The sequence below is a fragment of the Pseudomonas sp. MS646 genome, from assembly GCF_036693845.1.
Taxonomy (GTDB): Bacteria; Pseudomonadota; Gammaproteobacteria; order Pseudomonadales; family Pseudomonadaceae; genus Aquipseudomonas; species Aquipseudomonas chlororaphis_E.
In genome coordinates this window covers 4,454,513-4,480,454 of sequence record NZ_CP144763.1, presented here as the reverse complement: position 1 = coordinate 4,480,454, position 25,942 = coordinate 4,454,513, and the positions used below count along the sequence as shown (strand labels likewise).

The 25,942-nt window shown below is 60.5% G+C and carries 22 protein-coding genes; 19 read left to right on the top strand and 3 right to left on the bottom strand.

Going from position 1 to position 25,942, the window contains the following annotated elements; genetic code table 11:
- Positions 1 to 329: 329 nt before the first annotated feature.
- The 3 genes from V3H56_RS19600 to V3H56_RS19590 all read left to right on the top strand — a co-directional run bounded on the left by V3H56_RS19600 (position 330) and on the right by V3H56_RS19590 (position 3,466).
- The gene (locus V3H56_RS19600) at positions 330 to 1,184 is read left to right on the top strand and encodes a glycine betaine ABC transporter substrate-binding protein (RefSeq protein ID WP_042731484.1); all 855 of its coding nucleotides are present in this window, start codon (positions 330 to 332) and stop codon (positions 1,182 to 1,184) included.
- A gap of 315 nt (positions 1,185 to 1,499) precedes the next feature.
- A complete protein-coding gene (locus V3H56_RS19595) occupies positions 1,500 to 1,811 on the top strand; it encodes a DUF485 domain-containing protein (RefSeq protein WP_042731483.1) in 312 nt (103 codons plus the stop codon).
- The gene (locus V3H56_RS19590) at positions 1,808 to 3,466 is read left to right on the top strand and encodes a cation acetate symporter (protein ID WP_042731482.1); all 1,659 of its coding nucleotides are present in this window, start codon (positions 1,808 to 1,810) and stop codon (positions 3,464 to 3,466) included. The genes V3H56_RS19595 and V3H56_RS19590 overlap by 4 nt, the downstream gene beginning before the upstream one ends.
- Before the next feature lie 181 nt (positions 3,467 to 3,647).
- Here the strand turns inward: V3H56_RS19590 and gltA are convergent, their stop codons facing one another.
- Complete coding sequence (gene gltA, locus V3H56_RS19585; RefSeq protein WP_053146079.1) at positions 3,648 to 4,937, bottom strand: citrate synthase; 1,290 nt, start codon at positions 4,935 to 4,937, stop codon at positions 3,648 to 3,650.
- 365 nt (positions 4,938 to 5,302) lie between these two features.
- On the opposite strand from gltA, the gene sdhC reads away from it, so the two are divergent.
- The 11 genes from sdhC to V3H56_RS19530 all read left to right on the top strand — a co-directional run bounded on the left by sdhC (position 5,303) and on the right by V3H56_RS19530 (position 19,506).
- Positions 5,303 to 5,677: a succinate dehydrogenase, cytochrome b556 subunit gene (sdhC, locus tag V3H56_RS19580; RefSeq protein WP_024780620.1), complete on the top strand. Its 375-nt coding sequence runs from the start codon at positions 5,303 to 5,305 to the stop codon at positions 5,675 to 5,677.
- Entirely contained in the window at positions 5,671 to 6,039 is a 369-nt protein-coding gene (gene sdhD / locus V3H56_RS19575) for a succinate dehydrogenase, hydrophobic membrane anchor protein (RefSeq protein WP_042731480.1), read from the top strand. Before sdhC ends, sdhD begins: the two co-directional genes overlap by 7 nt.
- A gap of 3 nt (positions 6,040 to 6,042) precedes the next feature.
- Entirely contained in the window at positions 6,043 to 7,815 is a 1,773-nt protein-coding gene (gene sdhA, locus V3H56_RS19570; protein ID WP_042731479.1) for a succinate dehydrogenase flavoprotein subunit, read from the top strand.
- Between the two features lie 11 nt (positions 7,816 to 7,826).
- Positions 7,827 to 8,531 carry a succinate dehydrogenase iron-sulfur subunit gene (locus V3H56_RS19565; RefSeq protein WP_039594133.1) on the top strand — a complete coding sequence of 235 codons (705 nt, stop codon included), beginning with the start codon at positions 7,827 to 7,829 and terminating at the stop codon, positions 8,529 to 8,531.
- Between the two features lie 261 nt (positions 8,532 to 8,792).
- Positions 8,793 to 11,624 (top strand): 2-oxoglutarate dehydrogenase E1 component, encoded by a 2,832-nt coding sequence (locus tag V3H56_RS19560; protein WP_042731940.1) that lies wholly within the window; start codon positions 8,793 to 8,795, stop codon positions 11,622 to 11,624.
- Positions 11,625 to 11,666: 42 nt separating this feature from the next.
- On the top strand, positions 11,667 to 12,893 hold the full coding sequence (gene odhB, locus V3H56_RS19555) for a 2-oxoglutarate dehydrogenase complex dihydrolipoyllysine-residue succinyltransferase (RefSeq protein WP_338473774.1): 1,227 nt from the start codon (positions 11,667 to 11,669) through the stop codon (positions 12,891 to 12,893).
- A gap of 110 nt (positions 12,894 to 13,003) precedes the next feature.
- Positions 13,004 to 14,440, top strand: a complete 1,437-nt coding sequence (gene lpdA / locus V3H56_RS19550; RefSeq protein ID WP_047736456.1) for a dihydrolipoyl dehydrogenase — start codon at positions 13,004 to 13,006, stop codon at positions 14,438 to 14,440.
- Between the two features lie 195 nt (positions 14,441 to 14,635).
- A complete protein-coding gene (gene sucC / locus V3H56_RS19545; RefSeq protein WP_003179235.1) occupies positions 14,636 to 15,802 on the top strand; it encodes an ADP-forming succinate--CoA ligase subunit beta in 1,167 nt (388 codons plus the stop codon).
- A complete protein-coding gene (sucD, locus tag V3H56_RS19540) occupies positions 15,802 to 16,686 on the top strand; it encodes a succinate--CoA ligase subunit alpha (protein ID WP_003179236.1) in 885 nt (294 codons plus the stop codon). Before sucC ends, sucD begins: the two co-directional genes overlap by 1 nt.
- A 492-nt stretch (positions 16,687 to 17,178) precedes the next feature.
- Positions 17,179 to 18,492, top strand: coding sequence for a branched-chain amino acid transport system II carrier protein (brnQ, locus tag V3H56_RS19535; protein WP_047736455.1), 1,314 nt, complete (start codon positions 17,179 to 17,181; stop codon positions 18,490 to 18,492).
- A 276-nt stretch (positions 18,493 to 18,768) separates the two neighbouring features.
- Positions 18,769 to 19,506: a DUF599 family protein gene (locus V3H56_RS19530; RefSeq protein WP_042732018.1), complete on the top strand. Its 738-nt coding sequence runs from the start codon at positions 18,769 to 18,771 to the stop codon at positions 19,504 to 19,506.
- Between the two features lie 73 nt (positions 19,507 to 19,579).
- Here the strand turns inward: V3H56_RS19530 and V3H56_RS19525 are convergent, their stop codons facing one another.
- Positions 19,580 to 19,831, bottom strand: coding sequence for a hypothetical protein (locus V3H56_RS19525; protein WP_041024944.1), 252 nt, complete (start codon positions 19,829 to 19,831; stop codon positions 19,580 to 19,582).
- Between the two features lie 157 nt (positions 19,832 to 19,988).
- Here V3H56_RS19525 and V3H56_RS19520 point away from each other — a divergent pair, with 157 nt between their 5' ends.
- The 4 genes from V3H56_RS19520 to V3H56_RS19505 all read left to right on the top strand — a co-directional run bounded on the left by V3H56_RS19520 (position 19,989) and on the right by V3H56_RS19505 (position 23,713).
- Positions 19,989 to 20,465: a PaaI family thioesterase gene (locus tag V3H56_RS19520; RefSeq protein ID WP_042732019.1), complete on the top strand. Its 477-nt coding sequence runs from the start codon at positions 19,989 to 19,991 to the stop codon at positions 20,463 to 20,465.
- Positions 20,462 to 20,923 (top strand): PaaI family thioesterase, encoded by a 462-nt coding sequence (locus tag V3H56_RS19515; protein ID WP_042732020.1) that lies wholly within the window; start codon positions 20,462 to 20,464, stop codon positions 20,921 to 20,923. The genes V3H56_RS19520 and V3H56_RS19515 overlap by 4 nt, the downstream gene beginning before the upstream one ends.
- 87 nt (positions 20,924 to 21,010) lie before the next feature.
- Positions 21,011 to 22,915, top strand: coding sequence for a molecular chaperone HtpG (htpG, locus tag V3H56_RS19510; RefSeq protein WP_042732024.1), 1,905 nt, complete (start codon positions 21,011 to 21,013; stop codon positions 22,913 to 22,915).
- A gap of 69 nt (positions 22,916 to 22,984) precedes the next feature.
- Complete coding sequence (locus V3H56_RS19505) at positions 22,985 to 23,713, top strand: dienelactone hydrolase family protein (protein WP_047736454.1); 729 nt, start codon at positions 22,985 to 22,987, stop codon at positions 23,711 to 23,713.
- A gap of 159 nt (positions 23,714 to 23,872) precedes the next feature.
- On the opposite strand, the gene V3H56_RS19500 is transcribed toward V3H56_RS19505, so the two are convergent.
- Entirely contained in the window at positions 23,873 to 24,733 is an 861-nt protein-coding gene (locus V3H56_RS19500) for a pirin family protein (RefSeq protein WP_047736453.1), read from the bottom strand.
- A 142-nt stretch (positions 24,734 to 24,875) separates the two neighbouring features.
- Between V3H56_RS19500 and V3H56_RS19495 the strand changes: the two genes are divergently transcribed.
- Positions 24,876 to 25,868 (top strand): amidohydrolase family protein, encoded by a 993-nt coding sequence (locus V3H56_RS19495; RefSeq protein WP_162489264.1) that lies wholly within the window; start codon positions 24,876 to 24,878, stop codon positions 25,866 to 25,868.
- The last annotated feature ends 74 nt before the right edge of the window (positions 25,869 to 25,942 follow it).

Below are 25,942 nucleotides of genomic sequence, written 5' to 3'. Positions count from 1 at the left end.
TATGACCACCGAAGCGAAGCCAAGTGCCATGATCGGCACGAAACAGGCGCGCAGTGGGTGCAATAGTAGCGGGACGATACACGTTCGGCCCCGGTGATGGCTAGTTGGGCGCTGCGTGTCGCAGCTGGCGTTCTGATGTCGTTTCTCGGTTTATCGAGGTCGCTGACAGAGCAGGATACGGATCGGCGCAGGTTGATGATCGACGCGTCAGTACTCCACTGGCGTTCGAACCGGTTTGGGTGAGCGAGCGTGATGGGGGCGCTGTGACCATAACAACACGTTGACGCTGCTCGGCATCCGTCGGGCGCAGCACTTTCGGGGAAGTAACGATGAAGATGCGACGACTCTTGGGCGCAGGTGCCGCACTGGTACTGGCGATCAGCTCCACACTGGCCAGTGCCGAAACCAAAACCCTGAGCATCGGCTACGTTGACGGCTGGTCCGACAGCGTCGCGACCACGCACGTCGCGGCCGAAGTCATCAAGCAGAAGCTGGGCTACGACGTGAAGCTGCAAGCGGTGGCGACCGGGATCATGTGGCAAGGCGTGGCTACCGGCAAGCTCGACGCCATGCTCTCGGCCTGGCTGCCGGTGACGCACGGCGACTACTGGGCCAAGAACAAGGACCAGGTGGTCGACTACGGTCCCAACTTCAAGGACGCCAAGATCGGCCTGATCGTGCCTGAATACGTCAAGGCCAAGTCCCTCGAGGACCTGAAGACCGACGACTCCTTCAAGAAACGCATCGTCGGCATCGACGCCGGTTCAGGCGTGATGCTCAAGACCGAGCAGGCCATCAAGGACTACGACCTGACCGGCTACCAACTCAAGGCCAGTTCCGGCGCCGGCATGATCGCCGAGCTGACCCGTGCCGAGAAGAAGAACGAATCCATCGCCGTGACCGGCTGGGTACCGCACTGGATGTTCGCCAAGTGGAAACTGCGCTTCCTGGAAGACCCGAAAGGCGTCTACGGCGCGGCTGAGACCGTGAACAGCATCGGTAGCAAGGAACTGGACACCAAAGCGCCGGAAGTGGCTGCCTTCCTGAAGAAATTCCAGTGGGCTTCGAAAGACGAAATCGGTGAAGTCATGCTGGCCATCCAGGAGGGTGCCAAGCCTGAAGCCGCTGCCAAGGACTGGGTCGCCAAGCACCCGGACCGCGTCAAGGATTGGACTGGCAAGTAATCCGCCTGATCCAGTGATCCCGAAAGCCGCATGACGTCGTGTCATGCGGTTTTTTTATGTCTGCAACCTTTCGGTCTTGCCAATTTCCAGTGGGAGCGAGCTTGCTCGCGATAGCGGTATATCTGCTTGCATTTATATTGAATGTGCGACCGCAATCGCGAGCAAGCTCGCTCCCACAGAAGAGCCATGGCAAAAGTTTGCGGGAAACTGGCAAAACCGTCATGTCGTTCTAATACTAAGGTCGTCTGGAACCTGGCCTTGGGCCGCATAGAGTAGAGTCGTTCCAACTTAAATTGTGCTGCGAGGATAAAAACAATGAACGACAGCATTTACCTCTCGATTCAAAACAGCCCGCGCTTCAAGGAGCTGGTGAGAAAAAGGGAAAGGTTCGCCTGGATTCTCTCGGCGATCATGCTAGGGCTGTACGCCGGATTCATCCTACTGATTGCCTACGGGCCACACGTGCTCGGGGCCAAGATCGCGCCCGAGTCGACGATCACCTGGGGCATTCCCATCGGTGTCGGCCTGATTATCTCGGCTTTCATCCTGACCGGTATCTACGTGCGACGTGCCAATGGCGAGTTCGACGACCTGAACAATGCGATTCTCAAGGAGGCTCAGCAATGATCCGGCGTCTACTGGCTCTCTCGAGCATTGCAGCGTTCGCCCCGGGTGCCTGGGCGGCTGAGGCCCTGACCGGGGCCGTGCAGAAACAACCGCTCAACGTCTCGGCCATCATCATGTTCGTGGCCTTCGTCGGCCTGACCCTGTGCATCACTTACTGGGCGTCCAAGCGCAGCAAGTCGGCCAGTGACTACTACGCCGCTGGCGGCCGGATCACCGGTTTCCAGAACGGCCTGGCGATTGCCGGTGACTACATGTCGGCGGCATCCTTCCTGGGGATTTCCGCCCTGGTATTCGCTTCCGGCTACGACGGCCTGATCTACTCGATCGGCTTCCTGGTGGGCTGGCCGATCATTCTGTTCCTGATCGCCGAGCGCCTGCGTAACCTGGGTAAATACACCTTCGCCGACGTGGCGTCCTATCGCCTGGGGCAGAAGCAGATCCGGACCCTGTCGGCCAGCGGCTCGCTGGTGGTCGTGGCGTTCTACCTGATCGCGCAGATGGTGGGCGCCGGCAAGCTGATCCAGCTGCTGTTCGGCCTGGACTACCACGTCGCGGTGATCCTGGTGGGCATCCTGATGTGCCTCTACGTGCTGTTCGGCGGCATGCTGGCCACCACCTGGGTACAGATCATCAAGGCAGTGCTGTTGCTGTCGGGTGCTTCGTTCATGGCCTTGATGGTCATGAAGCACGTGAACTTCGATTTCAACATGCTGTTCTCCGAAGCGGTCAAGGTTCACCCTAAAGGTGAAGCGATCATGAGCCCGGGTGGCCTGGTGAAGGATCCGGTTTCGGCCTTCTCCCTGGGTCTGGCGCTGATGTTCGGTACCGCTGGCCTGCCGCATATCCTGATGCGCTTCTTCACCGTGAGTGACGCCAAGGAAGCGCGCAAGAGCGTGCTGTACGCCACAGGCTTCATCGGCTACTTCTACATCCTGACCTTCATCATCGGCTTCGGCGCGATCCTGCTGGTCAGCACCAACCCGGCCTTCAAGGACGCGGCAGGTGCCTTGCTCGGTGGCAACAACATGGCGGCGGTGCACCTGGCCGACGCGGTGGGTGGCAGTATTTTCCTCGGCTTTATCTCGGCGGTCGCCTTCGCGACCATCCTGGCGGTGGTGGCCGGCTTGACGCTGGCAGGCGCTTCGGCGGTGTCCCACGACCTGTACGCCAGCGTGATCAAGAAAGGCAAGGCCAACGAAAAGGACGAGATTCGCGTCTCGAAGATCACCACCATCGCCCTGGCGGTGCTGGCAATCGCCCTGGGCATCCTGTTCGAGAAGCAGAACATCGCGTTCATGGTGGGCCTGGCGTTCTCCATCGCGGCGAGCTGCAACTTCCCGGTGCTGCTGCTTTCGATGTACTGGAAGAAGCTGACCACCCGTGGCGCCATGATCGGCGGCTGGCTGGGCCTGGTCAGTGCCGTGGGCCTGATGATCCTGGGCCCGACCATCTGGGTGCAGATCATGGGTCACGAGAAGCCGATCTACCCGTACGAGTACCCGGCGCTGTTCTCGATGGCCATTGCCTTCGTGGGCATCTGGTTCTTCTCCATCACCGACAAGTCGGCTGAAGCGGCCAACGAGCGGGCGCTGTTCTTCCCGCAGTTCGTGCGTTCGCAGACGGGCCTGGGGGCGAGTGGGGCGGTAAATCACTAAGAAGCAGTTGCGAGCTTCAAGCTTCAAGCTGCAAGTTAGATGCGGTGCAGCGTAGGAAAATACCCCTGTTGAGAGGCAGGGGTATTTTTTTTGCTTGCAGCTTGCAGCTTGCAGCTTGCAGCTCTAAACCCCAGCCCAAAAAAAACGGCCTCTTCAAGAGGCCGTTTTTTCTGGCTGGGGTTTAGTGCCGATCTTCCAGCTTGGTGATGTCACGCGACTCGTAGCCGGTGTACAGCTGGCGCGGGCGGCCGATCTTGTACGGGCTGGAGAGCATTTCCTTCCAGTGGGAGATCCAGCCGACGGTCCGCGCCAGGGCGAAGATCACGGTGAACATGCTGGTTGGAATGCCGATCGCCTTGAGGATGATCCCCGAGTAGAAGTCGACGTTCGGGTACAGCGAGCGCTCGATGAAGTACGGGTCGGTCAGGGCGATCTCTTCCAGGCGCATGGCCAGTTCGAGTTGCGGATCGTTCTTGATCCCCAGTTCCTTGAGCACTTCGTCGCAGGTCTGCTTCATGACGGTGGCGCGCGGGTCGCGGTTCTTGTAGACCCGGTGACCGAAGCCCATCAGCTTGAACGGATCGTTCTTGTCCTTGGCCTTGGCGATGAACTTGTCGATGTTCGAGACATCGCCGATTTCATCGAGCATGGTCAGTACCGCTTCGTTGGCACCGCCGTGGGCCGGGCCCCAGAGTGCCGCGATACCGGCGGCGATACAGGCGAACGGGTTGGCACCCGACGAGCCGGCCAGGCGTACGGTGGACGTGGAGGCGTTCTGCTCGTGGTCGGCGTGGAGGATGAAGATCCGGTCCATGGCCTTGGCGAGCACCGGGCTGATCGGTTTGATCTCGCACGGGGTGTTGAACATCATGTGCAGGAAGTTTTCTGCATAGTTCAGGTCGTTGCGCGGGTACATCATGGGCTGGCCCATGGAGTACTTGTAGACCATGGCCGCCAGGGTCGGCATCTTGGCCACCAGGCGGATCGCGGAGATTTCGCGATGCTGGGGGTTATTGATGTCCAGGGAGTCGTGGTAGAAGGCCGAGAGGGCGCCGACAACGCCGCACATGACGGCCATCGGGTGGGCATCGCGACGGAAGCCGTTGAAGAAGGTCTTCAGCTGCTCGTGAACCATGGTGTGGTTCTTCACGGTGCTGACGAACTGGGCCTTTTGCTCTGCGGTTGGCAGCTCGCCGTTGAGCAGCAGGTAGCAGGTTTCCAGGTAGTCCGATTTTTCAGCCAGTTGCTCGATCGGGTAGCCGCGGTGCAGCAGGATGCCGTTGTCGCCGTCGATGTAGGTGATTTTCGACTCGCACGAGGCGGTCGACATGAAACCTGGGTCAAAGGTGAAACGGCCCGTGGCCGTCAGGCCCCGTACGTCGATTACATCGGGACCAACGGTGCCGGTTAAAATGGGCAGCTCGACGGGGGCTGCGCCCTCGATGATCAACTGCGCTTTTTTGTCAGCCATGTGGCCTCCTATTAATGCTTGGAATCATCAGACAGACCCCCCACGCAGGGCCCGCACCACTATAGTGAGATAAATCCGAAAGTCAATTTGCCTAAAGTCTTGCTCCAGAAGGCTTTAACCGGACTTTTTCCGCGAAATTACCTGCCGTTTACGCCTTTTGTCTGGTATGTGCAATGCGCTATTAGGGGAAGGTGAACGCGTTGTCATTAGTAGCCTAACTGTCTATACTCGGCCACCGACCGCCAGGGGCTTTTGGGCCTGCTTTCTTGGGGGTCGTCACTCCCTGGGTGGTGAGTACCTGACCAGTGCGCGCCGCAACAACTTTGCCCTGATTGTTAGGGGCTCTTCAGTGTGAAAAAAAAGCCGTGAAAAGCCAACGACCTGTAAACCTAGACCTAAGGACCATCAAACTCCCAGTCACTGCTTACACGTCCATTCTTCACCGTATCTCCGGTGTCATCCTCTTCGTCAGCCTGGCCATCATGCTTTACGCATTGGACAAGTCGCTCGACTCGGAAGAAGGCTTCGGTCAGGTGAAAGCGTGTCTGACCAGTCCGCTAGCCAAGCTAGTGATTTGGGGCATCCTGTCCGCCTTGCTGTATCACCTGGTTGCCGGTGTGCGCCACTTGATCATGGATATGGGCATCGGTGAAACGCTGGAAGGCGGCAAGCTGGGCTCGAAAATCGTTATCGCCGTTTCCGTGGTGGTGATTGTTCTGGCAGGAGTCTGGATATGGTAACCAACGTTACGAACCTCTCGCGTTCGGGCCTTTATGACTGGATGGCGCAGCGTGTGTCTGCGGTCGTTCTCGCGGCTTACTTCATTTTCCTGATCGGATATGTCGTGGCAAACCCTGGCCTTGGCTATGCCCAATGGCATGAACTGTTCGCAAACAACTGGATGCGTATCTTCAGTCTGCTGGCCCTTGTCGCACTGGGCGCTCACGCCTGGGTCGGCATGTGGACCATCGCCACCGACTACCTGACGCAAATGGCGTTCGGCAAGTCGGCGACTGCCATACGTTTCCTTTTCCAGGCGGTATGCGGCGTCGCGATGTTCGCGTACTTCGTCTGGGGTGTGCAGATTCTTTGGGGTATCTGATTCATGGCTAACATTCCTACGATTTCTTTCGACGCCATCATCATTGGTGGCGGCGGTGCCGGCATGCGCGCAGCGCTGCAACTGGCGCAGGGCGGTCACAAGACTGCCGTGATCACCAAGGTTTTCCCGACTCGTTCGCACACTGTTTCCGCCCAGGGCGGCATCACCTGCGCCATCGCTTCGGCCGACCCGAACGATGACTGGCGCTGGCACATGTACGATACCGTCAAGGGTTCCGACTACATCGGTGACCAGGACGCTATCGAATACATGTGTCAGGAAGGCCCGGCCGCGGTGTTCGAGCTGGACCACATGGGCCTGCCGTTCTCCCGTACCGAAACCGGCCGCATCTACCAGCGTCCGTTCGGTGGCCAGTCCAAGGACTACGGCAAGGGCGGGCAGGCTGCCCGTACTTGCGCGGCCTCCGACCGTACCGGTCACGCGCTGCTGCACACCCTTTATCAGGGCAACCTGAAGGCCGGCACCACGTTCCTGAACGAGTACTACGCCGTTGACCTGGTGAAAAACCAGGACGGCGCCTTCGTCGGCGTGATCGCGATCTGCATCGAAACCGGCGAAACCACCTACATCCGTTCCAAGGCCACCGTGCTGGCGACCGGCGGTGCAGGCCGTATCTACGCCTCCACCACCAACGCCCTGATCAACACCGGTGACGGCGTTGGCATGGCCCTGCGTGCTGGCGTGCCGGTACAAGACATCGAAATGTGGCAGTTCCACCCGACCGGCATCGCCGGCGCCGGTGTACTGGTCACCGAAGGCTGCCGTGGTGAAGGCGGCTACCTGATCAACAAGCACGGCGAGCGTTTCATGGAGCGTTATGCTCCGAACGCCAAGGACCTGGCCGGTCGTGACGTGGTTGCCCGTTCGATGGTCAAGGAAATCATCGCCGGCAACGGTTGCGGCCCGAATGGCGACCACGTGATGCTCAAGCTCGACCACCTGGGCGAGGAAGTGCTGCACAGCCGCCTGCCAGGCATCTGCGAGCTGTCCAAGACCTTCGCCCACGTCGACCCGGTCGTCGCGCCGGTGCCGGTCGTTCCAACCTGCCACTATATGATGGGCGGCGTTGCCACCAACATCCATGGCCAGGCAATCACCCAGAACGCCGAAGGCGTCGACCAGATCATCCCTGGCCTGTTCGCAGTGGGTGAAGTGGCGTGCGTATCGGTCCACGGTGCCAACCGCCTGGGCGGCAACTCGCTGCTCGACCTGGTGGTCTTCGGTCGTGCCGCCGGCCTGCACCTGGAGAAGGCGCTGAGCGACGGTATCGAATACGACGACGCCACCGACGCCGACATCAACGCGGCCCTGGCCCGTCTGTCCGCCCTGAACGAGCGCACCGATGGCGAAGACGTCGCCACCCTGCGTCGCGAGCTGCAAAGCTGCATGCAGAACTACTTCGGTGTATTCCGTACCGGCGAATACATGCAGAAGGGTATTGCCCAGCTGGCGCAATTGCGTGAACGAATCGCCAACGTGAAGATCAACGATAAATCGCAGGCGTTCAACACCGCCCGTATCGAAGCGCTGGAGTTGCAGAACCTGCTGGAAGTGGCCGAAGCCACCGCCATCGCCGCAGAAGTGCGTAAAGAGTCCCGTGGCGCCCACGCCCGCGAAGACTACGAAGACCGAGACGACGAAAACTGGCTGTGCCACACCTTGTACTTCCCGGGTGAAAAACGCGTCGCCAAGCGTGCCGTGAACTTCTCGCCGAAGACTGTTCCGACTTTCGAACCAAAAGTCCGGACTTATTAAGGGTGACCGCTATGTTGCAAGTCAGTGTTTATCGCTACAACCCTGATCAGGACGCTGCGCCGTTCATGCAGGATTTCCAGGTCGATACCGGTGGTAAGGACCTGATGGTGCTGGACGTGCTGGCCCTGATCAAGGAACAGGACGAGGGCTTCTCCTACCGTCGCTCCTGCCGCGAGGGCGTTTGCGGCTCCGACGGCATGAACATCAACGGCAAGAACGGCCTGGCCTGCATCACGCCGTTGTCGGCCGTTGTGAAGGGCAACAAGCTGATCGTTCGTCCGCTGCCAGGTTTGCCGGTGATCCGTGACCTGGTCGTCGATATGAGCATCTTCTACAAGCAATACGAGAAGGTGAAGCCATTCCTGCAGAACGACACGCCGGCTCCGGCCATCGAGCGTCTGCAGTCCCCGGAAGAGCGTGAGAAGCTCGACGGTCTGTACGAGTGCATCCTGTGCGCCTGCTGCTCGACCTCGTGCCCATCCTTCTGGTGGAACCCGGACAAATTCCTGGGCCCGGCCGCCCTGCTGCAAGCGTACCGCTTCCTGGCAGACAGCCGTGACACCAAGACGTCCGAGCGTCTGGCCGCACTGGATGACCCGTTCAGCGTATTCCGCTGCCGCGGGATCATGAACTGCGTCAACGTCTGCCCGAAAGGCCTGAACCCGACTAAGGCCATCGGTCACGTACGTAACATGCTGCTGCAAAACGGCGTGTGATTCAGCTGCTGTACCCGTAGAACCGCTGTACCCGTAGAGGCTAGGGCGCGGGCTTCAACCCGCGTCGTAGCATAACCAGAACAGCCGCTCACAAAGCGGCGGTTCTTATTTTGAAGAAATGAGACAAGCAGGGGCATCCGGGCTGGTACCCGGACTATCAGCGTGATCCTAAGTGGCTTGTTTTAGTCGCTGCACTCGGACTTCTGCAAGTTTGCTCGGTGTTTTCGCCGGTGGTGTTCCCCTAATCGAGGGTGACCAAGCATGCAAGAAAGCGTGATGCAGCGCATGTGGAACAGTGCCCACCTCTCCGGTGGTAACGCTGCCTATGTGGAAGAGCTCTACGAGCTCTACCTGCACGACCCTAACGCTGTGCCAGAAGAATGGCGCACCTACTTTCAGAAGTTGCCGGCTGACGGTAACTCTGCCACTGATGTTTCGCACTCGACGATTCGCGATCATTTCGTGCTGCTGGCGAAGAACCAGCGCCGCGCCCAACCGGTATCTGCCGGTAGCGTGAGCAGTGAGCACGAGAAGAAGCAAGTCGAAGTGCTGCGACTGATCCAGGCCTACCGGATGCGCGGCCACCAGGCAGCCCAGCTGGACCCGCTGGGGCTGTGGCAGCGTCCTGCACCTGCAGACCTGTCGATCACTCATTACGGCTTGACCAATGCCGATCTTGATACGACCTTCCGTGCCGGCGACCTGTTCATCGGCAAAGAGGAAGCGAGCCTACGCGAAATTCACGAAGCGTTGCAGCAGACATATTGCCGCACCATCGGCGCTGAGTTCACGCACATCACCGACTCCGAGCAGCGCCAGTGGTTCCAGCAGCGTCTGGAAAGCGTTCGTGGCCGTCCGACCTACTCCGCCGACATCAAGAGCCACCTGCTCGAGCGCGTCACGGCCGGTGAAGGCCTGGAGAAATACCTGGGCACCAAGTACCCAGGTACCAAGCGTTTCGGCCTGGAAGGTGGTGAAAGCCTGATCCCGATGCTTGACGAGCTGATCCAGCGTTCCGGTTCCTACGGCACCAAGGAAGTCGTCATCGGCATGGCCCACCGTGGTCGCCTGAACGTACTGGTCAACACCTTCGGCAAGAACCCGCGCGAGCTGTTCGACGAGTTCGAAGGCAAGAAGAAGGTCGAGCTGGGTTCCGGCGACGTGAAGTACCACCAGGGCTTCTCGTCCAACGTGATGACCACCGGTGGCGAAGTCCACCTGGCGATGGCGTTCAACCCGTCCCACCTGGAAATCGTTTCCCCGGTGGTCGAGGGTTCGGTTCGCGCCCGCCAGGATCGTCGCAACGATCCGACCGGCGAGAAGGTGTTGCCGATTTCCATCCACGGTGACGCGGCATTCGCCGGTCAGGGCGTGGTCATGGAAACCTTCCAGATGTCGCAGACCCGCGGTTTCAAGACCGGCGGCACCGTGCACATCGTGATCAACAACCAGGTCGGTTTCACCATCAGCAACCCGCTGGACTCGCGTTCCACCGAGTACGCCACCGACGTCGCGAAAATGATCCAGGCGCCGATCCTCCATGTGAATGGTGATGATCCGGAAGCCGTGCTGTTCGTGACCCAGCTGGCCATCGACTACCGCATGCAGTACAAGCGCGATGTGGTGATCGACCTGGTCTGCTACCGTCGTCGTGGCCACAACGAGGCCGACGAGCCAAGTGGCACCCAGCCGCTGATGTACCAACAGATCGCCAAGCAGCGCACCACCCGTGAACTGTATGCCGAGCGCCTGACCCAGGCCGGCGTGCTGAACGCCGAGCGCGTCCAGGAAAAAGTCGATGAATATCGCAACGCCCTGGACAATGGCCTGCACGTGGTGAAAAGCCTGGTCAAGGAGCCGAACAAAGAGTTGTTCGTGGACTGGCGTCCTTACCTGGGCCACGCCTGGACCGCTCGTCACGACACGCGTTTCGACCTCAAGACCTTGCAGGAACTGTCCGCCAAGCTGCTGGAAATCCCGGAAGGCTTCGTGGTCCAGCGCCAGGTCGCCAAGATCTACGAAGACCGTCAGAAGATGCAAGCCGGCGGCCTGCCGATCAACTGGGGCTATGCCGAAACCATGGCGTACGCGACCCTGGCGTTCGAAGGTCACCCGATCCGCATCACCGGCCAGGACGTAGGCCGCGGTACTTTCTCGCACCGCCATGCGGCGCTGCACAACCAGAAAGACGCCAGCACCTACATTCCGCTGCAACACCTGTACAAGGGCCAGCCACGTTTCGACCTGTACGATTCGCTGCTGTCCGAGGAAGCCGTCCTGGCGTTCGAATACGGTTATTCCACCACCGAGCCGAATGCGCTGGTGATCTGGGAAGCCCAGTTCGGCGACTTCGCCAACGGTGCCCAGGTGGTTGTCGACCAGTTCATCACCAGCGGCGAGCACAAGTGGGGTCGTCTCTGCGGCCTGACCATGCTGTTGCCACACGGTTATGAAGGGCAGGGGCCGGAGCACTCCTCGGCACGTCTGGAGCGTTACCTGCAGCTGTGCGCCGAGCACAACGTGCAAGTGTGCGTACCGACGACCCCGGCGCAGATCTACCACCTGCTGCGTCGCCAGGTCATCCGTCCGCTGCGCAAGCCGCTGATCGTGCTGACGCCCAAGTCGCTGTTGCGCCACAAACTGGCGATCTCCACGCTCGAGGACCTGGCCGAAGGCTCGTTCCAGACCGTTATTTCAGAAATCGACACGCTGGACGCGGCCAAGGTGACTCGCCTGATCCTGTGCAGCGGCAAGGTCTACTATGACCTTCTGGAAAAACGTCGTGCCGAAGGCCGCGAAGACATCGCCATCGTGCGTATCGAGCAGCTCTATCCGTTCCCGGAAGAAGACCTGATGGAGGCCATCGCGCCTTACACCAACCTCACCCACGTGGTGTGGTGCCAGGAAGAACCGATGAACCAGGGCGCGTGGTACAGCAGCCAGCATCACCTGCGTCGCAGCATCGGCAACCATAACAAGGCCCTGGGCCTGGAATATGCCGGCCGTGATGCTTCTGCTGCACCTGCGTGTGGTTATGCGTCGATGCACGCCGAGCAGCAGGAAAAACTGCTGCAAGATGCCTTCACTGTTTAATGCCTTCGCGCACCTGAAACCGAATTTAAGGAACCACAGATAATGGCTATCGAGATCAAAGCCCCCACTTTCCCGGAATCGGTTGCCGATGGCACCGTTGCCACCTGGCACAAAAAACCGGGCGAGGCCATCAAGCGTGACGAACTGATCGTCGACATCGAGACCGACAAGGTCGTGCTGGAAGTCCTGGCGACCGCCGACGGCGTGCTGGGCGAGATCGTCAAGAACGAAGGCGACACCGTTCTGTCCGACGAAGTGCTGGGCTCGATCGTTGAAGGTGGCGCTGCCGCCGCTGCTCCGGCCGCTGCTGCCGCGCCGGCCGCCGCCCAGGCTGCTGCTCCGGCTGCCGACGGCGAAGACGATCCAGTCGCTGCGCCGGCTGCCCGCAAGATCGCTGAAGAAAACGGCATCAACATCGCTTCCGTTGCCGGCACCGGCAAAGGCGGTCGCGTGACCAAGGAAGACGTCGTGGCTGCCGTTGCCGCGAAGAAAGCCGCTCCAGCGGCCGCTGCTCCGGCCAAGGCTGCCGCTCCGGCCGCCGCTGCGCCTGTGTTTGCCGCCGGCGACCGCACCGAGAAGCGTGTACCGATGACCCGCGTTCGCGCCACCGTGGCCAAGCGCCTGGTCGAAGCCCAGTCGAACATGGCCATGCTGACCACCTTCAACGAAGTCGACATGACCGAAGTCATGGCCCTGCGTTCGAAGTACAAGGACCTGTTCGAGAAGTCCCACGACGGCGTGCGCCTGGGCTTCATGTCGTTCTTCGTCAAGGCAGCCACCGAAGCGCTGAAACGCTTCCCGGCCGTCAACGCGTCGATCGACGGTTCCGACATCGTCTACCACGGCTATGCCGACATCGGTGTCGCGGTCTCCAGCGACCGTGGCCTGGTGGTTCCGGTGCTGCGTAACGCCGAGCTGATGAGCCTGGCCGAAATCGAAGGCGGCATCGCCACCTTCGGCAAGAAGGCCCGTGACGGCAAGCTGTCCATCGACGAGATGACCGGCGGTACGTTCACCATCACCAACGGTGGTACATTCGGTTCGATGATGTCGACCCCGATCGTCAACCCACCGCAAGCGGCGATCCTGGGTATGCACAACATCATCCAGCGTCCGATGGCGGTCAATGGCCAGGTTGTGATTCGTCCGATGATGTACCTGGCGCTGTCCTACGATCACCGCCTGATCGACGGTAAAGAAGCCGTGACTTTCCTGGTAACCATCAAGAACCTGCTTGAAGATCCGGCTCGTCTGCTGCTGGACATCTGATCTCGCCGCGAGGGCCGGTCTGTCGACCGGCCTCTTGCTGAAACAATCGGTCTCGTCCCACGACGGTCGCCACAAGCGGCCGTCCGGTTTGATTCGAAAAGGAATGACTCATGACTCAGAAATTCGACGTGGTAGTGATTGGTGCGGGCCCTGGCGGCTATGTAGCGGCCATCAAGGCTGCACAACTTGGCCTTAGCACTGCCTGCATCGAGAAATACACCGACGCGGAGGGCAAACAGGCCCTCGGCGGTACTTGCCTGAACGTCGGCTGCATTCCTTCCAAGGCGCTGCTGGACAGTTCCTGGAAATACAAGGAAGCGAAAGAAAGCTTCAACGTCCACGGCATCTCCACCGGCGAAGTGAAGATGGACGTCGCCGCGATGGTTGGCCGCAAGGCTGGCATCGTCAAGAACCTGACCAGCGGTGTTGCCACCCTGTTCAAGGCCAACGGCGTAACCTCGATCCAGGGCCACGGCAAGCTGCTGCTGGGCAAGAAGGTCGAAGTGACCAAGCCAGACGGTTCGGTTGAAGTCATCGAAGCCGAGAACGTCATCCTGGCACCGGGCTCGCGCCCGATCGACATCCCGCCAGCCCCGGTCGATCAGAACGTGATCGTCGATTCCACCGGCGCCCTGGAATTCCAGTCCGTGCCTAAGCGCCTGGGCGTCATCGGTGCCGGCGTGATCGGCCTCGAGCTGGGTTCGGTATGGTCGCGCCTGGGCGCGCAAGTGACCGTGCTGGAAGCCCTCGACACCTTCCTGATGGCTGCCGACACCGCAGTCTCCAAGGAAGCGCTGAAGACCCTGACCAAGCAAGGCCTGGACATCAAGCTGGGCGCTCGCGTGACCGGTTCGAAAGTCAACGGCGAAGAAGTCGTGGTCAACTACACCGACGCCGATGGCGAACAGACCATCACTTTCGACAAACTGATCGTTGCGGTCGGCCGTCGTCCGGTGACCACCGATCTGCTGGCTGCCGATAGCGGCGTTGAAATCGATGAGCGTGGTTTCATCCAGGTTGACGATTTCTGCGCCACTACCGTACCGGGCGTCTACGCCATCGGTGACGTGGTTCGCGGCATGATGCTGGCGCACAAGGCGTCCGAGGAAGGCATCATGGTTGTCGAGCGCATCAAGGGCCACAAGGCCCAGATGAACTACGACCTGATCCCGTCGGTTATCTACACCCACCCGGAAATCGCATGGGTCGGTAAAACCGAGCAGGCCTTGAAAGCCGAAGGCGTTGAAGTTAACGTCGGCACCTTCCCGTTCGCCGCCAGTGGCCGTGCCATGGCTGCCAACGACACCGGCGGTTTCGTGAAAGTCATCGCCGATGCCAAGACGGACCGCGTATTGGGCGTTCACGTCATTGGCCCAAGCGCTGCCGAGCTGGTACAGCAAGGCGCGATCGGTATGGAATTCGGCACCAGCGCTGAAGACCTGGGCATGATGGTCTTCTCCCATCCGACCCTGTCCGAAGCCTTGCACGAAGCGGCCCTGGCCGTGAATGGCGGCGCCATCCACGTGGCCAACCGCAAGAAGCGTTAATAAACAATAAGAAACCACGGCGGTTCGGCCCGTCGTGAGCCTTGCGAGCAAGACTCACCGCGGAATGTCCGCTGGACGCAGTCTTGCGTAGCCGAACCGGGCGACCGGAACGCTACGCAAGCAGCAGTCACAGGTGGTGCGGCACTCAATGGTGCAGCACCGAATGCGCAGTACCTAACGAAGACGGTAATAAGCATGAATCTTCACGAGTATCAGGGTAAGCAGCTGTTCGCTGAGTACGGCCTGCCAGTATCCACAGGCTACGCGGTAGACACCCCGGAAGCGGCAGCAGAAGCTTGCGACAAAATCGGCGGCAGCGAATGGGTTGTCAAAGCCCAGGTTCACGCCGGTGGTCGCGGTAAAGCGGGCGGCGTCAAGCTGGTTCGCAGCAAAGAAGACGCCAAAGCCTTCGCACAGCAGTGGCTGGGCAAGCGTCTGGTGACTTACCAGACTGACGCCAACGGTCAGCCAGTCACCAAGATCCTGGTCGAGTCGTGCACTGATATCGCTAAAGAGCTGTACCTGGGCGCTGTCGTTGACCGTTCGAGCCGTCGCATCGTGTTCATGGCCTCCACCGAAGGTGGCGTGGACATCGAGAAGATCGCGCACGACACCCCTGAGAAAATCCTCAAGGCCACCATCGATCCACTGGTTGGCGCACAGCCATTCCAGGGTCGCGAGCTGGCTTTCCAGCTGGGCCTGGAAGGCAAGCAAGTCACTCAGTTCGCCAAGATCTTCGTTGGCCTGGCCAAGCTGTTCCAGGACCACGACCTGGCGCTGCTGGAAGTGAACCCGCTGGTGATCAAGGCTGACGGCGACCTGCATTGCCTCGATGCCAAGATCAACATCGACGCCAACGCCATGTACCGTCAGCCTAAGCTGAAGACTTTCCACGATCCGTCCCAGGACGATCCGCGCGAAGCGCACGCTGCCAAGTTCGAACTGAACTACGTGGCCCTGGAAGGTAACATCGGCTGCATGGTCAACGGTGCCGGCCTGGCCATGGGTACCATGGACATCGTCAACCTGCATGGCGGCAAGCCAGCCAACTTCCTCGACGTAGGCGGTGGTGCTACCAAGGAACGCGTAACCGAAGCGTTCAAGATCATCCTGTCCGACACCAACGTCGCTGCAGTACTGGTCAACATCTTCGGCGGCATCGTTCGTTGCGACATGATTGCCGAAGGCATCATCGGCGCCGTGAAGGAAGTGGGCGTGAAAATCCCGGTTGTTGTTCGCCTCGAAGGCAACAACGCTGAGCTGGGCGCTAAAGTACTGGCAGAAAGCGGTTTGAACATCATCGCTGCTACCAGCCTGACCGACGCTGCTCAACAAGTTGTCAAAGCTGCGGAGGGCAAATAATGAGCGTCCTGATCAATAAAGACACCAAGGTTATCTGCCAGGGTATTACCGGTTCGCAAGGTAGTTTCCACACCCAGCAAGCCATCGAATACGGCACCAAGATGGTTGGCGGCGTAACGCCAGGCAAAGGCGGCACCGAGCACCTGGGCCTGCCAGTGTTCAACACCGTGAAGGACGCTGTAGCCGCGACTGGCGCCACCGCCAGCGTGATCTACGTTCCAGCTCCTTTCTGCAAGGACTCCATCCTTGAAGCAGCGTTCGGCGGCATCAAGCTGATCGTTTGCATCACCGAAGGCATCCCGACCATCGACATGCTGGAAGCCAAGGTCAAGTGCGACGAGCTGGGTATCACCCTGATCGGCCCTAACTGCCCAGGCGTGATCACTCCAGGCGAATGCAAGATCGGCATCATGCCAGGTCACATTCACTTGCCAGGCAAGGTCGGTATCGTTTCCCGTTCCGGCACCCTGACCTACGAAGCGGTCAAGCAGACCACTGACGCCGGTTTCGGTCAGTCGACTTGCGTCGGCATCGGCGGTGACCCGATCCCAGGCTCGAACTTCATCGACATCCTGAAGCTGTTCCAGGAAGACCCGAAGACCGAAGCGATCGTCATGATCGGTGAGATCGGCGGCTCGGCCGAAGAAGAAGCGGCTGCCTACATCAAGGCAAACGTGACCAAGCCGGTTGTTTCCTACATCGCTGGTGTGACTGCTCCTCCGGGCAAGCGCATGGGCCATGCTGGCGCAATCATCTCTGGCGGCAAAGGCACTGCAGACGAGAAATTCGCTGCACTGCAAGACGCAGGCGTGAAAACCGTGCGTTCGCTGGCAGACATCGGCAAGGCCCTGGCCGAGCTGACTGGCTGGGAAATGAAGAAGTAAGCTTCGGCTGACTGATTCGTTCCAGCAACAAAGGCCACCTTCGGGTGGCCTTTGTCGTTTTCGGCCTTTGAGAATTCATGTGCTGTGGCGGCGGGTTCCTGTGGCGAGGGAGCTTGCTCCCGCTCGGCTGCGAAGCAGCCGTAAACCAGGCAATGCGTTTCGTCTGATAGATACGCTCGCCTGTAGGGGCTGCTCCGCACCCCAGCGGGAGCGAGCTCCCTCGCCACGGGGCAGGCTGGGTCCTGAAGACTGCGCCGCGAGTCGAAAAATAGATACGTAAACGCGACACAAAAATGTCGTGTATCGGATACTTCGCCCCGTAACAGTGCGTTTGTCAGGCAAATTCGTTAGGCTAGCAGCCATTTTTGCGCTCGCGGCCCACAAGGCGGCGACGTACTAAACGGGTCGGTCTGATGCGGATCGGCAGCATTTCCCTCTACCCCTAAGGGAAATCCCTCTCTAAATTCCGATTCAGTAGTGTGGTTTCCTTAAATGAAAGTGTTGAAAGGCCAGGATATCCTGGCGCTTGGTTTCATGACATTTGCCCTGTTCGTCGGGGCTGGCAACATCATCTTCCCACCTATCGTCGGTTTGCAGTCCGGGCCTCATGTCTGGATGGCGGCGCTGGGCTTTCTGATCACGGCAGTCGGCTTGCCGGTCATCACCGTCGTTGCCCTGGCCAAGGTCGGCGGCGCGATGGATGCCTTGAGCAGCCCCATCGGCAAGATCGCCGGAGGCTTGCTGGCAGCGGTGTGCTACCTGGCCGTCGGTCCGCTGTTCGCCACGCCGCGTACCGCCACCGTTTCGTTCGAAGTCGGCCTGGCGCCGCTGACCGGCGAAAGCCCATTGGCGTTGTTCCTCTACAGCGCCGTGTATTTCCTGCTGGTGTTCTTCATCTCACTTTACCCGGGCCGCCTGCTGGACACCGTCGGGCGCTTTCTCGCGCCGCTGAAGATCATTGCTCTGGCCGTGCTGGGCATCGCCGCGTTCGCCTTGCCGGCGGGCGACATCGGCGTGGCGACTCCCGAGTACGTCGCGGCGCCGTTTTCCCAAGGTTTCATCAATGGCTACCTGACCATGGATACCCTGGGTGCGCTGGTGTTCGGCATCGTCATCGTCAACGCGATCCGTTCCCGGGGCGTCGAGTCCCCGGCCCTGATCACCCGCTATGCCATCATTGCCGGGTTGATCGCCGGGGTGGGCCTGGCGCTGGTCTACGTCAGCCTGTTCCGCCTGGGTTCGGGCAGCCATGAGGTGGCGGCGGGGGCGACCAACGGTGCGGCGGTGCTGCATGCCTACGTGCAACATACGTTCGGCAGCCTGGGCAGCGGTTTCCTCGCGGTGCTGATCTCCCTGGCATGCCTGGTGACGGCGGTTGGCCTGACCTGCGCTTGTGCCGAGTATTTCAGCCGCGTCCTGCCACTGTCCTACAAGACCCTGGTGGTGATCCTGGCGGCGTTTTCGCTGCTGGTGTCCAACTTGGGCCTGACCAAGCTGATCGCATTCTCGATCCCGGTGCTCACGGCGATTTACCCGCCGTGCATCGCGCTGGTGGCGCTGAGCTTCTGCAAGGACTTCTGGCACGAGCAAGGGCGCATCGTTGGCCCGGTGATGCTGGTGTCGTTCCTGTTTGGCCTGATCGACGCCCTCAAGGGCGCCGGGCTGGCGGACTGGATGCCGGCCCAACTGGCCCACCTGCCGCTGAGCGAGCAGGGCCTGGCCTGGCTGGTGCCGTCGGTGATGACCCTGGCGGTGGCCGTGGTCTGCGACCGGCTGCTGGGCAAGCGCAGCGAAGCGCTGGCCTGACCCGGCTCTTGCGCCAATGACGAAATGCCCCGTATCAATCGATACGGGGCATTTTTTTTGTGTGCGGTGTCTTTTTTCGTGGGCTAACGTCGAAGCAGTGTCTCGAAAGGCTTGCACACAACCTTGTGGGAGCGAGCTTGCTCGCGATAGCGCCAGATCAGCCAACATCAATGTGTCTGATGGACCGCAATCGCGAGCAAGCTCGCTCCCACAAGGTCGGCATTTCAAGATACGTCTGGCTTTAGACGTCATGTTTTTGGACACACAGGAAATCGAATGTCATTCATCCAAGCCAACCTGATCCATCTGCTTGCCGCCGCCTGGTTCATCATCTGCTGGGCCGGCTATACCCGCTATGCCACCTGGAAGGCCCGCGACACCGCGTGCCTGGCCAGTGTGATGCACTTGTACCGCGAGGACTGGATGCGCCGCATGCTGCTGCGCGAGAACCGCATCGCCGATGCCAGCGTGATCGGCAACCTGGAGCGCAACGCGTCCTTCTTCGCCTCCAGCACGTTGATCATCCTCGCCGGCATCCTGACTGTCCTGGGGGCGTCTGACCGAGCGGTGTCGTTGCTGGCGGACCTGCCGATGGTGCAGCAGGCGTCCCAGGGCATGGCGGAAGTCAAGTTGCTGTGCCTGGCGCTGGTGTTCGTGTATGCGTTCTTCACGTTCAGCTGGTGCATGCGCCAATACAACTTCGCGGCGGTTTTGGTAGGGTCGGCGCCGATGATCGGCGAGCGCCATGTGTCGGAGCAGGAGCGCAAGGCCTTCGCCCTTCGGGCTGCGCGGGTTATTTCGATGGCCGCCAACCAGTTCAACTTCGGCCTGCGCTCTTATTATTTCGGCATGACCATGTTGGCCTGGTTCGTCAGCCCCTGGTTATTCATGTTGATGAGTGCGGGCGTGGTGTTTGTGCTGTATCAGCGTGAGTTTCACTCCGATGTACTGGATGTCATGGTCTATACGCCGACTGAAGTCCCGGCCCCGGAAGTCCTCAAGGACGTGGCATAACGGTTTCGTTCGCTGAACGGCAGGCAAAGAAAAACCCGCACCAGGCGGGTTTTCTTTTGCCGCTAAAACCGGATCAGTTGGTTTTAGGCGCTGTAGCGGGGGCTTGTTCCTGCGCGGCGGCTTTGTTCGCTTCGGCCTGATCTTTGGCAGCTTCGGCGTTTTCTTTCGCGGCGTCGTTCACTTTATCCTGTGCTTTGTTCATGTCTTGCTGAGCTTGCTCAGCGTGTTGGTTGGCATCTTGAGCTTTGTCCTCGGATTTTTTATCGCAGGCAGCGAGACCCAGGGAGGCGGCCAACATCAAGGCAATAGCTAAAGTCTTACGCATGGGGTGTTTCTCCTTATGGAAATAACTACTGGCCTTTTGAGCACAGCCCCGGAGATTAAGTTCCAGCGTTGTCACAGATATATAACGTTGCCGTGCAATGGAACTTTATCGGTCACGGCTGATATCAGCTTTCGTCACTTATCCGAGCATTAATCACATGGCCGAAGACCCCGTTTTTGAGCGTGCGACACGTTTTTTGTCGGCGCTGCGGCATTGCCAGGTATTGGGTTTGAAACTGCACAGTGCCAGCCCTGAAGGTTTGACGGTGATCCTGCCGTTCAGCCCCCGAATCGTCGGAAATCCCCTGACCGGCATCATCCACGGTGGCGCATTGACGTCTCTGATGGACACCGCGTGCGGCATGTCGACCCTGTGCGTGCTCCCGCAATTCGAGGTCTGCCCGACCCTGGACCTGCGCATCGACTATATGCACGCCGCCGAACCCCACAAGGACGTCTACGGTTTTGCCCAATGCTATCGGGTGACGCCGGATGTGATCTTCACCCGTGGAATCGCCTACCAGGACGATCCCGAGCAACCCATCGCCCATGTGGTGGGCACGTTCATGCGCCTGGGCCAGCATGCCAGGGGCATCCCCCCGCGCAGCCCGTCCGTCGCGGTGGGCACGCCATGAGCGAGATCACCCGCGAACACCTGCGCCAGGCCTGCGAGCAGGGCGACTACGCGCTGCTGCTGGCCTCGATCCCTTACGCACAGCTGATTGGCGTCGAATGCTCGCGCGAGGGCGACGGGTTGCTGTTTCGCCTGCCAGCCAACCAGGACAACATTGGTAACCCTTTACTCCCGGCGATCCATGGTGGGGTCATCGCCGGCTTCATGGAGCTGGCGGCGGCCGTTCATCTGCTGATCGCCACCGGCGTGCCGAGCGTGCCGAAGATCATCGATTTTTCCCTGGATTACCTGCGCGCCGGCCAGTTTCGCGACACGTACGCCCGGTGCCAGGTCTGGCGCCAGGGGCGCCGGGTTGCCAACGTCGCGATCACGGCCTGGCAGGACGTCGAGGCCGAACCGATCGCCACCGCTCGGGCGCATTTCAAGATCCAGGAGCCCGGGAAAGCCGATCGCCCTTGAAATCATCCGGGTTGCCCCCACCTTGTGGACATCCCGCCGCCAATCTCAGCGAGGCGGACACCACCATCCACTTGGAGTTTGATGACCATGAGCGTGGAAACTCAAAAGGAAACCCTGGGCTTCCAGACCGAGGTGAAGCAACTGCTGCACCTGATGATTCACTCGCTGTATTCGAATAAGGAAATTTTCCTTCGCGAGCTGATCTCGAACGCCTCTGACGCCGTCGACAAGTTACGTTTCGAAGCCCTGTCCAAGCCTGAGCTGCTTGAAGGTGGCGCCGAACTGAAAATCCGTGTGAGCTTCGACAAGGACGCCAAGACCGTCACCCTCGAAGACAACGGCATCGGCATGAGCCGCGAAGAGGTGATCACGCACCTGGGCACCATCGCCAAGTCCGGCACCGCCGACTTCATGAAGAACCTGTCGGGCGACCAGAAGAAGGATTCCCACCTGATCGGCCAGTTCGGCGTCGGTTTCTACTCGGCGTTCATCGTTGCCGATCGCGTGGAAGTGTTCAGCCGCCGTGCCGGCCTCGCCGCGAGCGAAGGCGTGCACTGGTCGTCCAAGGGCGAGGGCGAGTTCGAAGTCGCCACCGTCGACAAGGCTGATCGCGGCACCCGCATCGTGCTGCACCTCAAGTCCGGCGAAGACGAATTCGCCGATGGCTGGCGCCTGCGCAACATCATCAAGAAGTACTCCGACCATATCGCGCTGCCCATCGAGCTGCCGAAGGAAGTCACCGCCGCCGAGGGCGAAGAGAAGCCTGAAGTGGAGTGGGAAACCGTCAACCGCGCCAGTGCCCTGTGGACCCGTCCACGCACCGAGGTGAAGGATGAGGAATACCAGGAGTTCTACAAGCACATCGCCCACGACTACGAAAACCCGCTGAGCTGGAGCCATAACAAGGTCGAAGGCAAGTTGGAATACAACTCGCTGCTGTACGTGCCGGCCCGCGCGCCGTTCGACCTGTACCAGCGCGAAGCGCCACGCGGCCTGAAGCTGTACGTGCAGCGTGTGTTCGTGATGGACCAGGCCGAATCGTTCCTGCCGCTGTACCTGCGCTTCATCAAGGGCGTGGTGGATTCCAACGACCTGTCGCTGAACGTCTCGCGGGAAATCCTGCAGAAAGATCCGATCATCGACTCGATGAAGTCGGCGCTGACCAAGCGTGTCCTGGACATGCTGGAGAAGCTGGCGAAGAACGAGCCGGAGCAGTACAAGAGCTTCTGGAAGAACTTCGGCCAGGTGATGAAGGAAGGCCCGGCCGAGGACTTCGCCAACAAGGAAAAAATCGCCGGCCTGCTGCGCTTTGCCTCGACCCAGGGTGACGACGGCGAGCAGATCGTGGGCCTGGCCGATTACCTGGCTCGCGCCAAGGAAGGGCAGGACAAGATCTACTACCTGACCGGCGAGACTTATGCACAGGTCAAGAACAGCCCGCACCTGGAAGTCTTCCGCAAGAAAGGCATCGAAGTGCTGCTGCTGACCGACCGCATCGACGAATGGCTGATGAGCTACCTCAGCGAGTTCGACGGCAAGAGCTTCGTGGACGTGGCGCGGGGCGACCTGGACCTCGGCAACCTGGATTCGGAAGAAGACAAGAAAGCCGCCGAGGAAGTCGCCAAGAGCAAGGAGGGCCTGGTCGAGCGGATCAAGACCGCCCTGGGCGATGCCGTCAGCGAAGTGCGAGTCTCGCACCGCCTGACCGACTCCCCGGCGATCCTGGCCATCGGCGAGCAGGACCTCGGCCTGCAGATGCGCCAGATCCTCGAAGCCAGCGGCCAGAAAGTCCCGGACTCCAAGCCGATCTTCGAATTCAACCCGGCCCACCCGCTTGTGGAGAAGCTCGACAACGAACAGAGCGAAGAGCGCTTCGGCGACCTTTCCCACATCCTGTTCGACCAGGCCGCCCTGGCGGCGGGCGACAGCCTGAAGGACCCGGCGGCCTATGTGCGCCGCCTGAACAAGCTGTTGGTTGAGTTGTCAGCTTAAGCAGTGCAGGAAAAACCCGCTTCGGCGGGTTTTTTCATTTCTGGTGTTCCATTTAGAAAGGAGTGGATCATGAGTCAGGTAACGGTTCGTCCGCTGGTCTATCAGATCGAAGGCCAAACCTATGAAGGTCGCCTGGCCTTCGACGTCAGCCAACAGGGTTCGCGTCCGGGGTTGTTGATGGCGCCCAATTGGATGGGCGTGGGGGCAGGGGCCGAAGAGATCGCCCGGTCGGTGGCGGCCAATGGCTACGTGGTATTGATTGCCGACCTGTATGGGCAGACGGTGCGCCCGGGCAATGCCGACGAGGCCGGGGCGGCGATGATGCCCCTCAAGAATGATCGCGCCCTGCTGCGCAAGCGCATGCAAGCGGCGTTCGAGCAACTGCAAAGCCAGGGCGAGGCGCAGGTCGACACGTCCAGGCTGGCTGCGTTCGGCTTCTGCTTCGGTGGCTGCTGCGCCCTGGAACTGGCCCGCAGCGGTGCACCGCTCAAGGCCGCCGTCTCGTTCCATGGCTCATTGGATACGCCTAACCCGGCGGATGCGCACAATATCAAGAGCGCGGTCCTGGTGATGCACGGCGCGGCCGATCCGTTGGTGCCGAAAGAGCAACTGCCGGCCTTCGAAGACGAAATGACCGCTGCCGGTGTGGATTGGCAACTGCTGAGCTACGGCGGCGCGGTGCATTCGTTCACCGACCCTCACGCCAACGTCCCGGGTAAGATGATGTACAACGCCAAGGTTGCCGCTCGCGCGTTCAGGTCGATGCATAACCTGCTGGACGAAGTGTTCAAGGGCTGATGTTGTGCCCGGCTTGGCACGTTTTTAGTGTCAAGGCTGGCCCCTTCGCGAGCAAGCCCGCTCCCACATTGGATCTGTGCTTACCCACACGGTATGGGTAGCTCGATCATTGTGGGAGCGGGCTTGCTCGCGAAGAGGGCCTGACATCCAACATGGGATTCAGGGCAACTCGATCCGCTCGTTTTCCCCTGGCACTGTCGGCCAGTCCCCGGCCGCCCAGCGCCGGCGGGCTTCATCGATGCGGGCCGGGTCGCTGGAGACGAAATTCCAGTTCATCCGTCGCGGCCCGTCCAGCGGCGTGCCGCCGAACAGCACGGCATGGCAGTCGCTGTCGGCGAACAGGGTCATTGTTTGCCCGGCCGGCAGGATCACCAGCGCATGGGGCTCCAGCGGCTCGCCGTCCAGCAGCGCCTCGCCGCTCAACACATACAGTGCCCGCTCCTCATGTTCGGTGGGGATCAGCAGGGTCGTCGCGGTTTGCAGGTTCAGTTCGGCATACAGCGTCGGTGACAGCACCGGCACTGGCGACTCCAGGCAGAAACCCGAGCCGGCGATCATGCGGATGCGCACACCCAGGTTGTCGCTGACCGGCAGGCTGTGCGCCGGATGATGGCTGTAGTGCCCGGGGCCCTGTTCGTGGGCCTTGGGCGAAGCCAGCCAGACTTGCAGGCCGTGGAGGCTGAAACCACTGGCCAGCAACGGGGCGGGAGTGCGTTCGACATGGGCGATGGCGCTGCCGGCGGTCATCCAGCTGACATCCCCGGCGTTCACCACCTGGTCGGAGCCGAGGCTGTCCTTGTGCTGTAACTGGCCCTCGAACAGGTAGGTGAGGGTGGACAGGCCGATGTGGGGATGCTGGCGAATGTTCATGCCTGTACCAGCCGGGTAGCGGGTCTGCAGCATGTGGTCGAAAAACACGAAGGGCCCGACGCTGCGGCATTGGGCGGACGGCAGCGGACGCAGGATCGGCTGGCCTTCGACATCTTCGGCGCGGGGGCGAACGATCAGGGGGGCGGTCATGGGGCTTCCAGGTTGAGCAATGGAGGCTCGCAGCATAACCCGCCATCGCCTTCCACGGCACAGGCGGCTGAACCCGAGCGGGACGAGAGGGGTCTATGCTGTTCATGGCCTTTGGAGTCTGCCTGTGTCCTTGTCCCGCCTGATGGTTGCCGGGTTGCTGGCGGTGTCCAGCAACGCCGTCTTGGCCCGCGAATACGCCTACAGCGATGCGCACCTGCACTATGTCGATTTTTTCCAGGAAACCGCCGGGATGCCCAAGCTGCTCCAGGCGATGGCCGACAATCGCATCGAACATGTGATGATCTCCGGCATTCCGGTGGCCAAGAAATGGCACGAAGACGAGCCCAAGCGCCCGCGCTACTACGCCGGTGACGATGCGGACGCCTACTGGTACAGCGCCACCGATGTGATCGTGGCCGCGGCGGTGAGCAAGCTGACCGCCGAGCAACGCCCGCATTTCCATCCGTTCCTGTCGGGCTTCAACCCCAACGACAAGAATTCCGACGCCCACATCCAACGCATGCTCGACCTGTACCCGGGGCTGTGGCAGGGCATCGGCGAAGTGTTCACCCGCCATGACGACCTCACGGCATTGACCTCGGGCGACACGCCGCGCGCCAACAACGAGGCCATGACACGGATCTATCATCTGGCGGCCGAGAACGACCTGCCGGTGATGCTGCATTCGAACATCACCTCCAAGCGTGAGAAAAATCCGCTTTACCTGGCCGAAATCGAAGAGCCGCTGCGCAATCACCCGCACACGCGCTTCATCTGGGCCCACGCCGGCACCAGCAAGGAAATCCATCGACACCAGAAGCAGTTGGATTTTCTCCTGCCGACCCTGACCCGGCTGCTGGAATCCTACCCGAACCTGTACATCGACCTGTCCTGGAGCCTGCTCACGCCGTATCTGCTGGACGAGACAGGCAAGCCCCGTCAGGCCTGGGTGGAGCTGGTAGAGCGTTTTCCAGAGCGGTTCATGGTGGGGTCGGACGTGGTGGGCCGTTTCAACAAGGTGGGCAAGGAGCTGCGCAGTTTCGACCCGTTCCTGGATGCCTTGCCGGAAGACGTGGCCAGGAAGGTGGCGCGGGATAATTTCCTGGCGGTGTTGCCGCGCTCCGTCCCCAAATGAGCAAGCGTTGTAGCAATGGAGAATGACTTTTTGTCATCAGCCTGTCACCACGGCGTCATACCCTCGCGCTCATC

What these genes read in the sequence shown, in the direction of transcription:
- V3H56_RS19565 (WP_039594133.1), top strand. Translation starts at nt 7,827, where the DNA reads ATGTTGCAAGTCAGTGTTTATCGCTACAACCCTGATCAGGACGCTGCG.
- odhB (WP_338473774.1), top strand. Translation starts at nt 11,667, where the DNA reads ATGGCTATCGAGATCAAAGCCCCCACTTTCCCGGAATCGGTTGCCGAT.
- sucC (WP_003179235.1), top strand. Translation starts at nt 14,636, where the DNA reads ATGAATCTTCACGAGTATCAGGGTAAGCAGCTGTTCGCTGAGTACGGC.
- brnQ (WP_047736455.1), top strand. Translation starts at nt 17,179, where the DNA reads ATGAAAGTGTTGAAAGGCCAGGATATCCTGGCGCTTGGTTTCATGACA.
- V3H56_RS19530 (WP_042732018.1), top strand. Translation starts at nt 18,769, where the DNA reads ATGTCATTCATCCAAGCCAACCTGATCCATCTGCTTGCCGCCGCCTGG.
- V3H56_RS19495 (WP_162489264.1), top strand. Translation starts at nt 24,876, where the DNA reads ATGGTTGCCGGGTTGCTGGCGGTGTCCAGCAACGCCGTCTTGGCCCGC.
- gltA (WP_053146079.1), bottom strand. Translation starts at nt 4,937, where the DNA reads ATGGCTGACAAAAAAGCGCAGTTGATCATCGAGGGCGCAGCCCCCGTC.
- V3H56_RS19520 (WP_042732019.1), top strand. Translation starts at nt 19,989, where the DNA reads ATGGCCGAAGACCCCGTTTTTGAGCGTGCGACACGTTTTTTGTCGGCG.
- V3H56_RS19505 (WP_047736454.1), top strand. Translation starts at nt 22,985, where the DNA reads ATGAGTCAGGTAACGGTTCGTCCGCTGGTCTATCAGATCGAAGGCCAA.
- V3H56_RS19590 (WP_042731482.1), top strand. Translation starts at nt 1,808, where the DNA reads ATGATCCGGCGTCTACTGGCTCTCTCGAGCATTGCAGCGTTCGCCCCG.
- V3H56_RS19500 (WP_047736453.1), bottom strand. Translation starts at nt 24,733, where the DNA reads ATGACCGCCCCCCTGATCGTTCGCCCCCGCGCCGAAGATGTCGAAGGC.
- V3H56_RS19525 (WP_041024944.1), bottom strand. Translation starts at nt 19,831, where the DNA reads ATGCGTAAGACTTTAGCTATTGCCTTGATGTTGGCCGCCTCCCTGGGT.
- V3H56_RS19600 (WP_042731484.1), top strand. Translation starts at nt 330, where the DNA reads ATGAAGATGCGACGACTCTTGGGCGCAGGTGCCGCACTGGTACTGGCG.
- V3H56_RS19595 (WP_042731483.1), top strand. Translation starts at nt 1,500, where the DNA reads ATGAACGACAGCATTTACCTCTCGATTCAAAACAGCCCGCGCTTCAAG.
- sdhD (WP_042731480.1), top strand. Translation starts at nt 5,671, where the DNA reads ATGGTAACCAACGTTACGAACCTCTCGCGTTCGGGCCTTTATGACTGG.
- sdhA (WP_042731479.1), top strand. Translation starts at nt 6,043, where the DNA reads ATGGCTAACATTCCTACGATTTCTTTCGACGCCATCATCATTGGTGGC.
- sucD (WP_003179236.1), top strand. Translation starts at nt 15,802, where the DNA reads ATGAGCGTCCTGATCAATAAAGACACCAAGGTTATCTGCCAGGGTATT.
- lpdA (WP_047736456.1), top strand. Translation starts at nt 13,004, where the DNA reads ATGACTCAGAAATTCGACGTGGTAGTGATTGGTGCGGGCCCTGGCGGC.
- V3H56_RS19560 (WP_042731940.1), top strand. Translation starts at nt 8,793, where the DNA reads ATGCAAGAAAGCGTGATGCAGCGCATGTGGAACAGTGCCCACCTCTCC.
- V3H56_RS19515 (WP_042732020.1), top strand. Translation starts at nt 20,462, where the DNA reads ATGAGCGAGATCACCCGCGAACACCTGCGCCAGGCCTGCGAGCAGGGC.
- htpG (WP_042732024.1), top strand. Translation starts at nt 21,011, where the DNA reads ATGAGCGTGGAAACTCAAAAGGAAACCCTGGGCTTCCAGACCGAGGTG.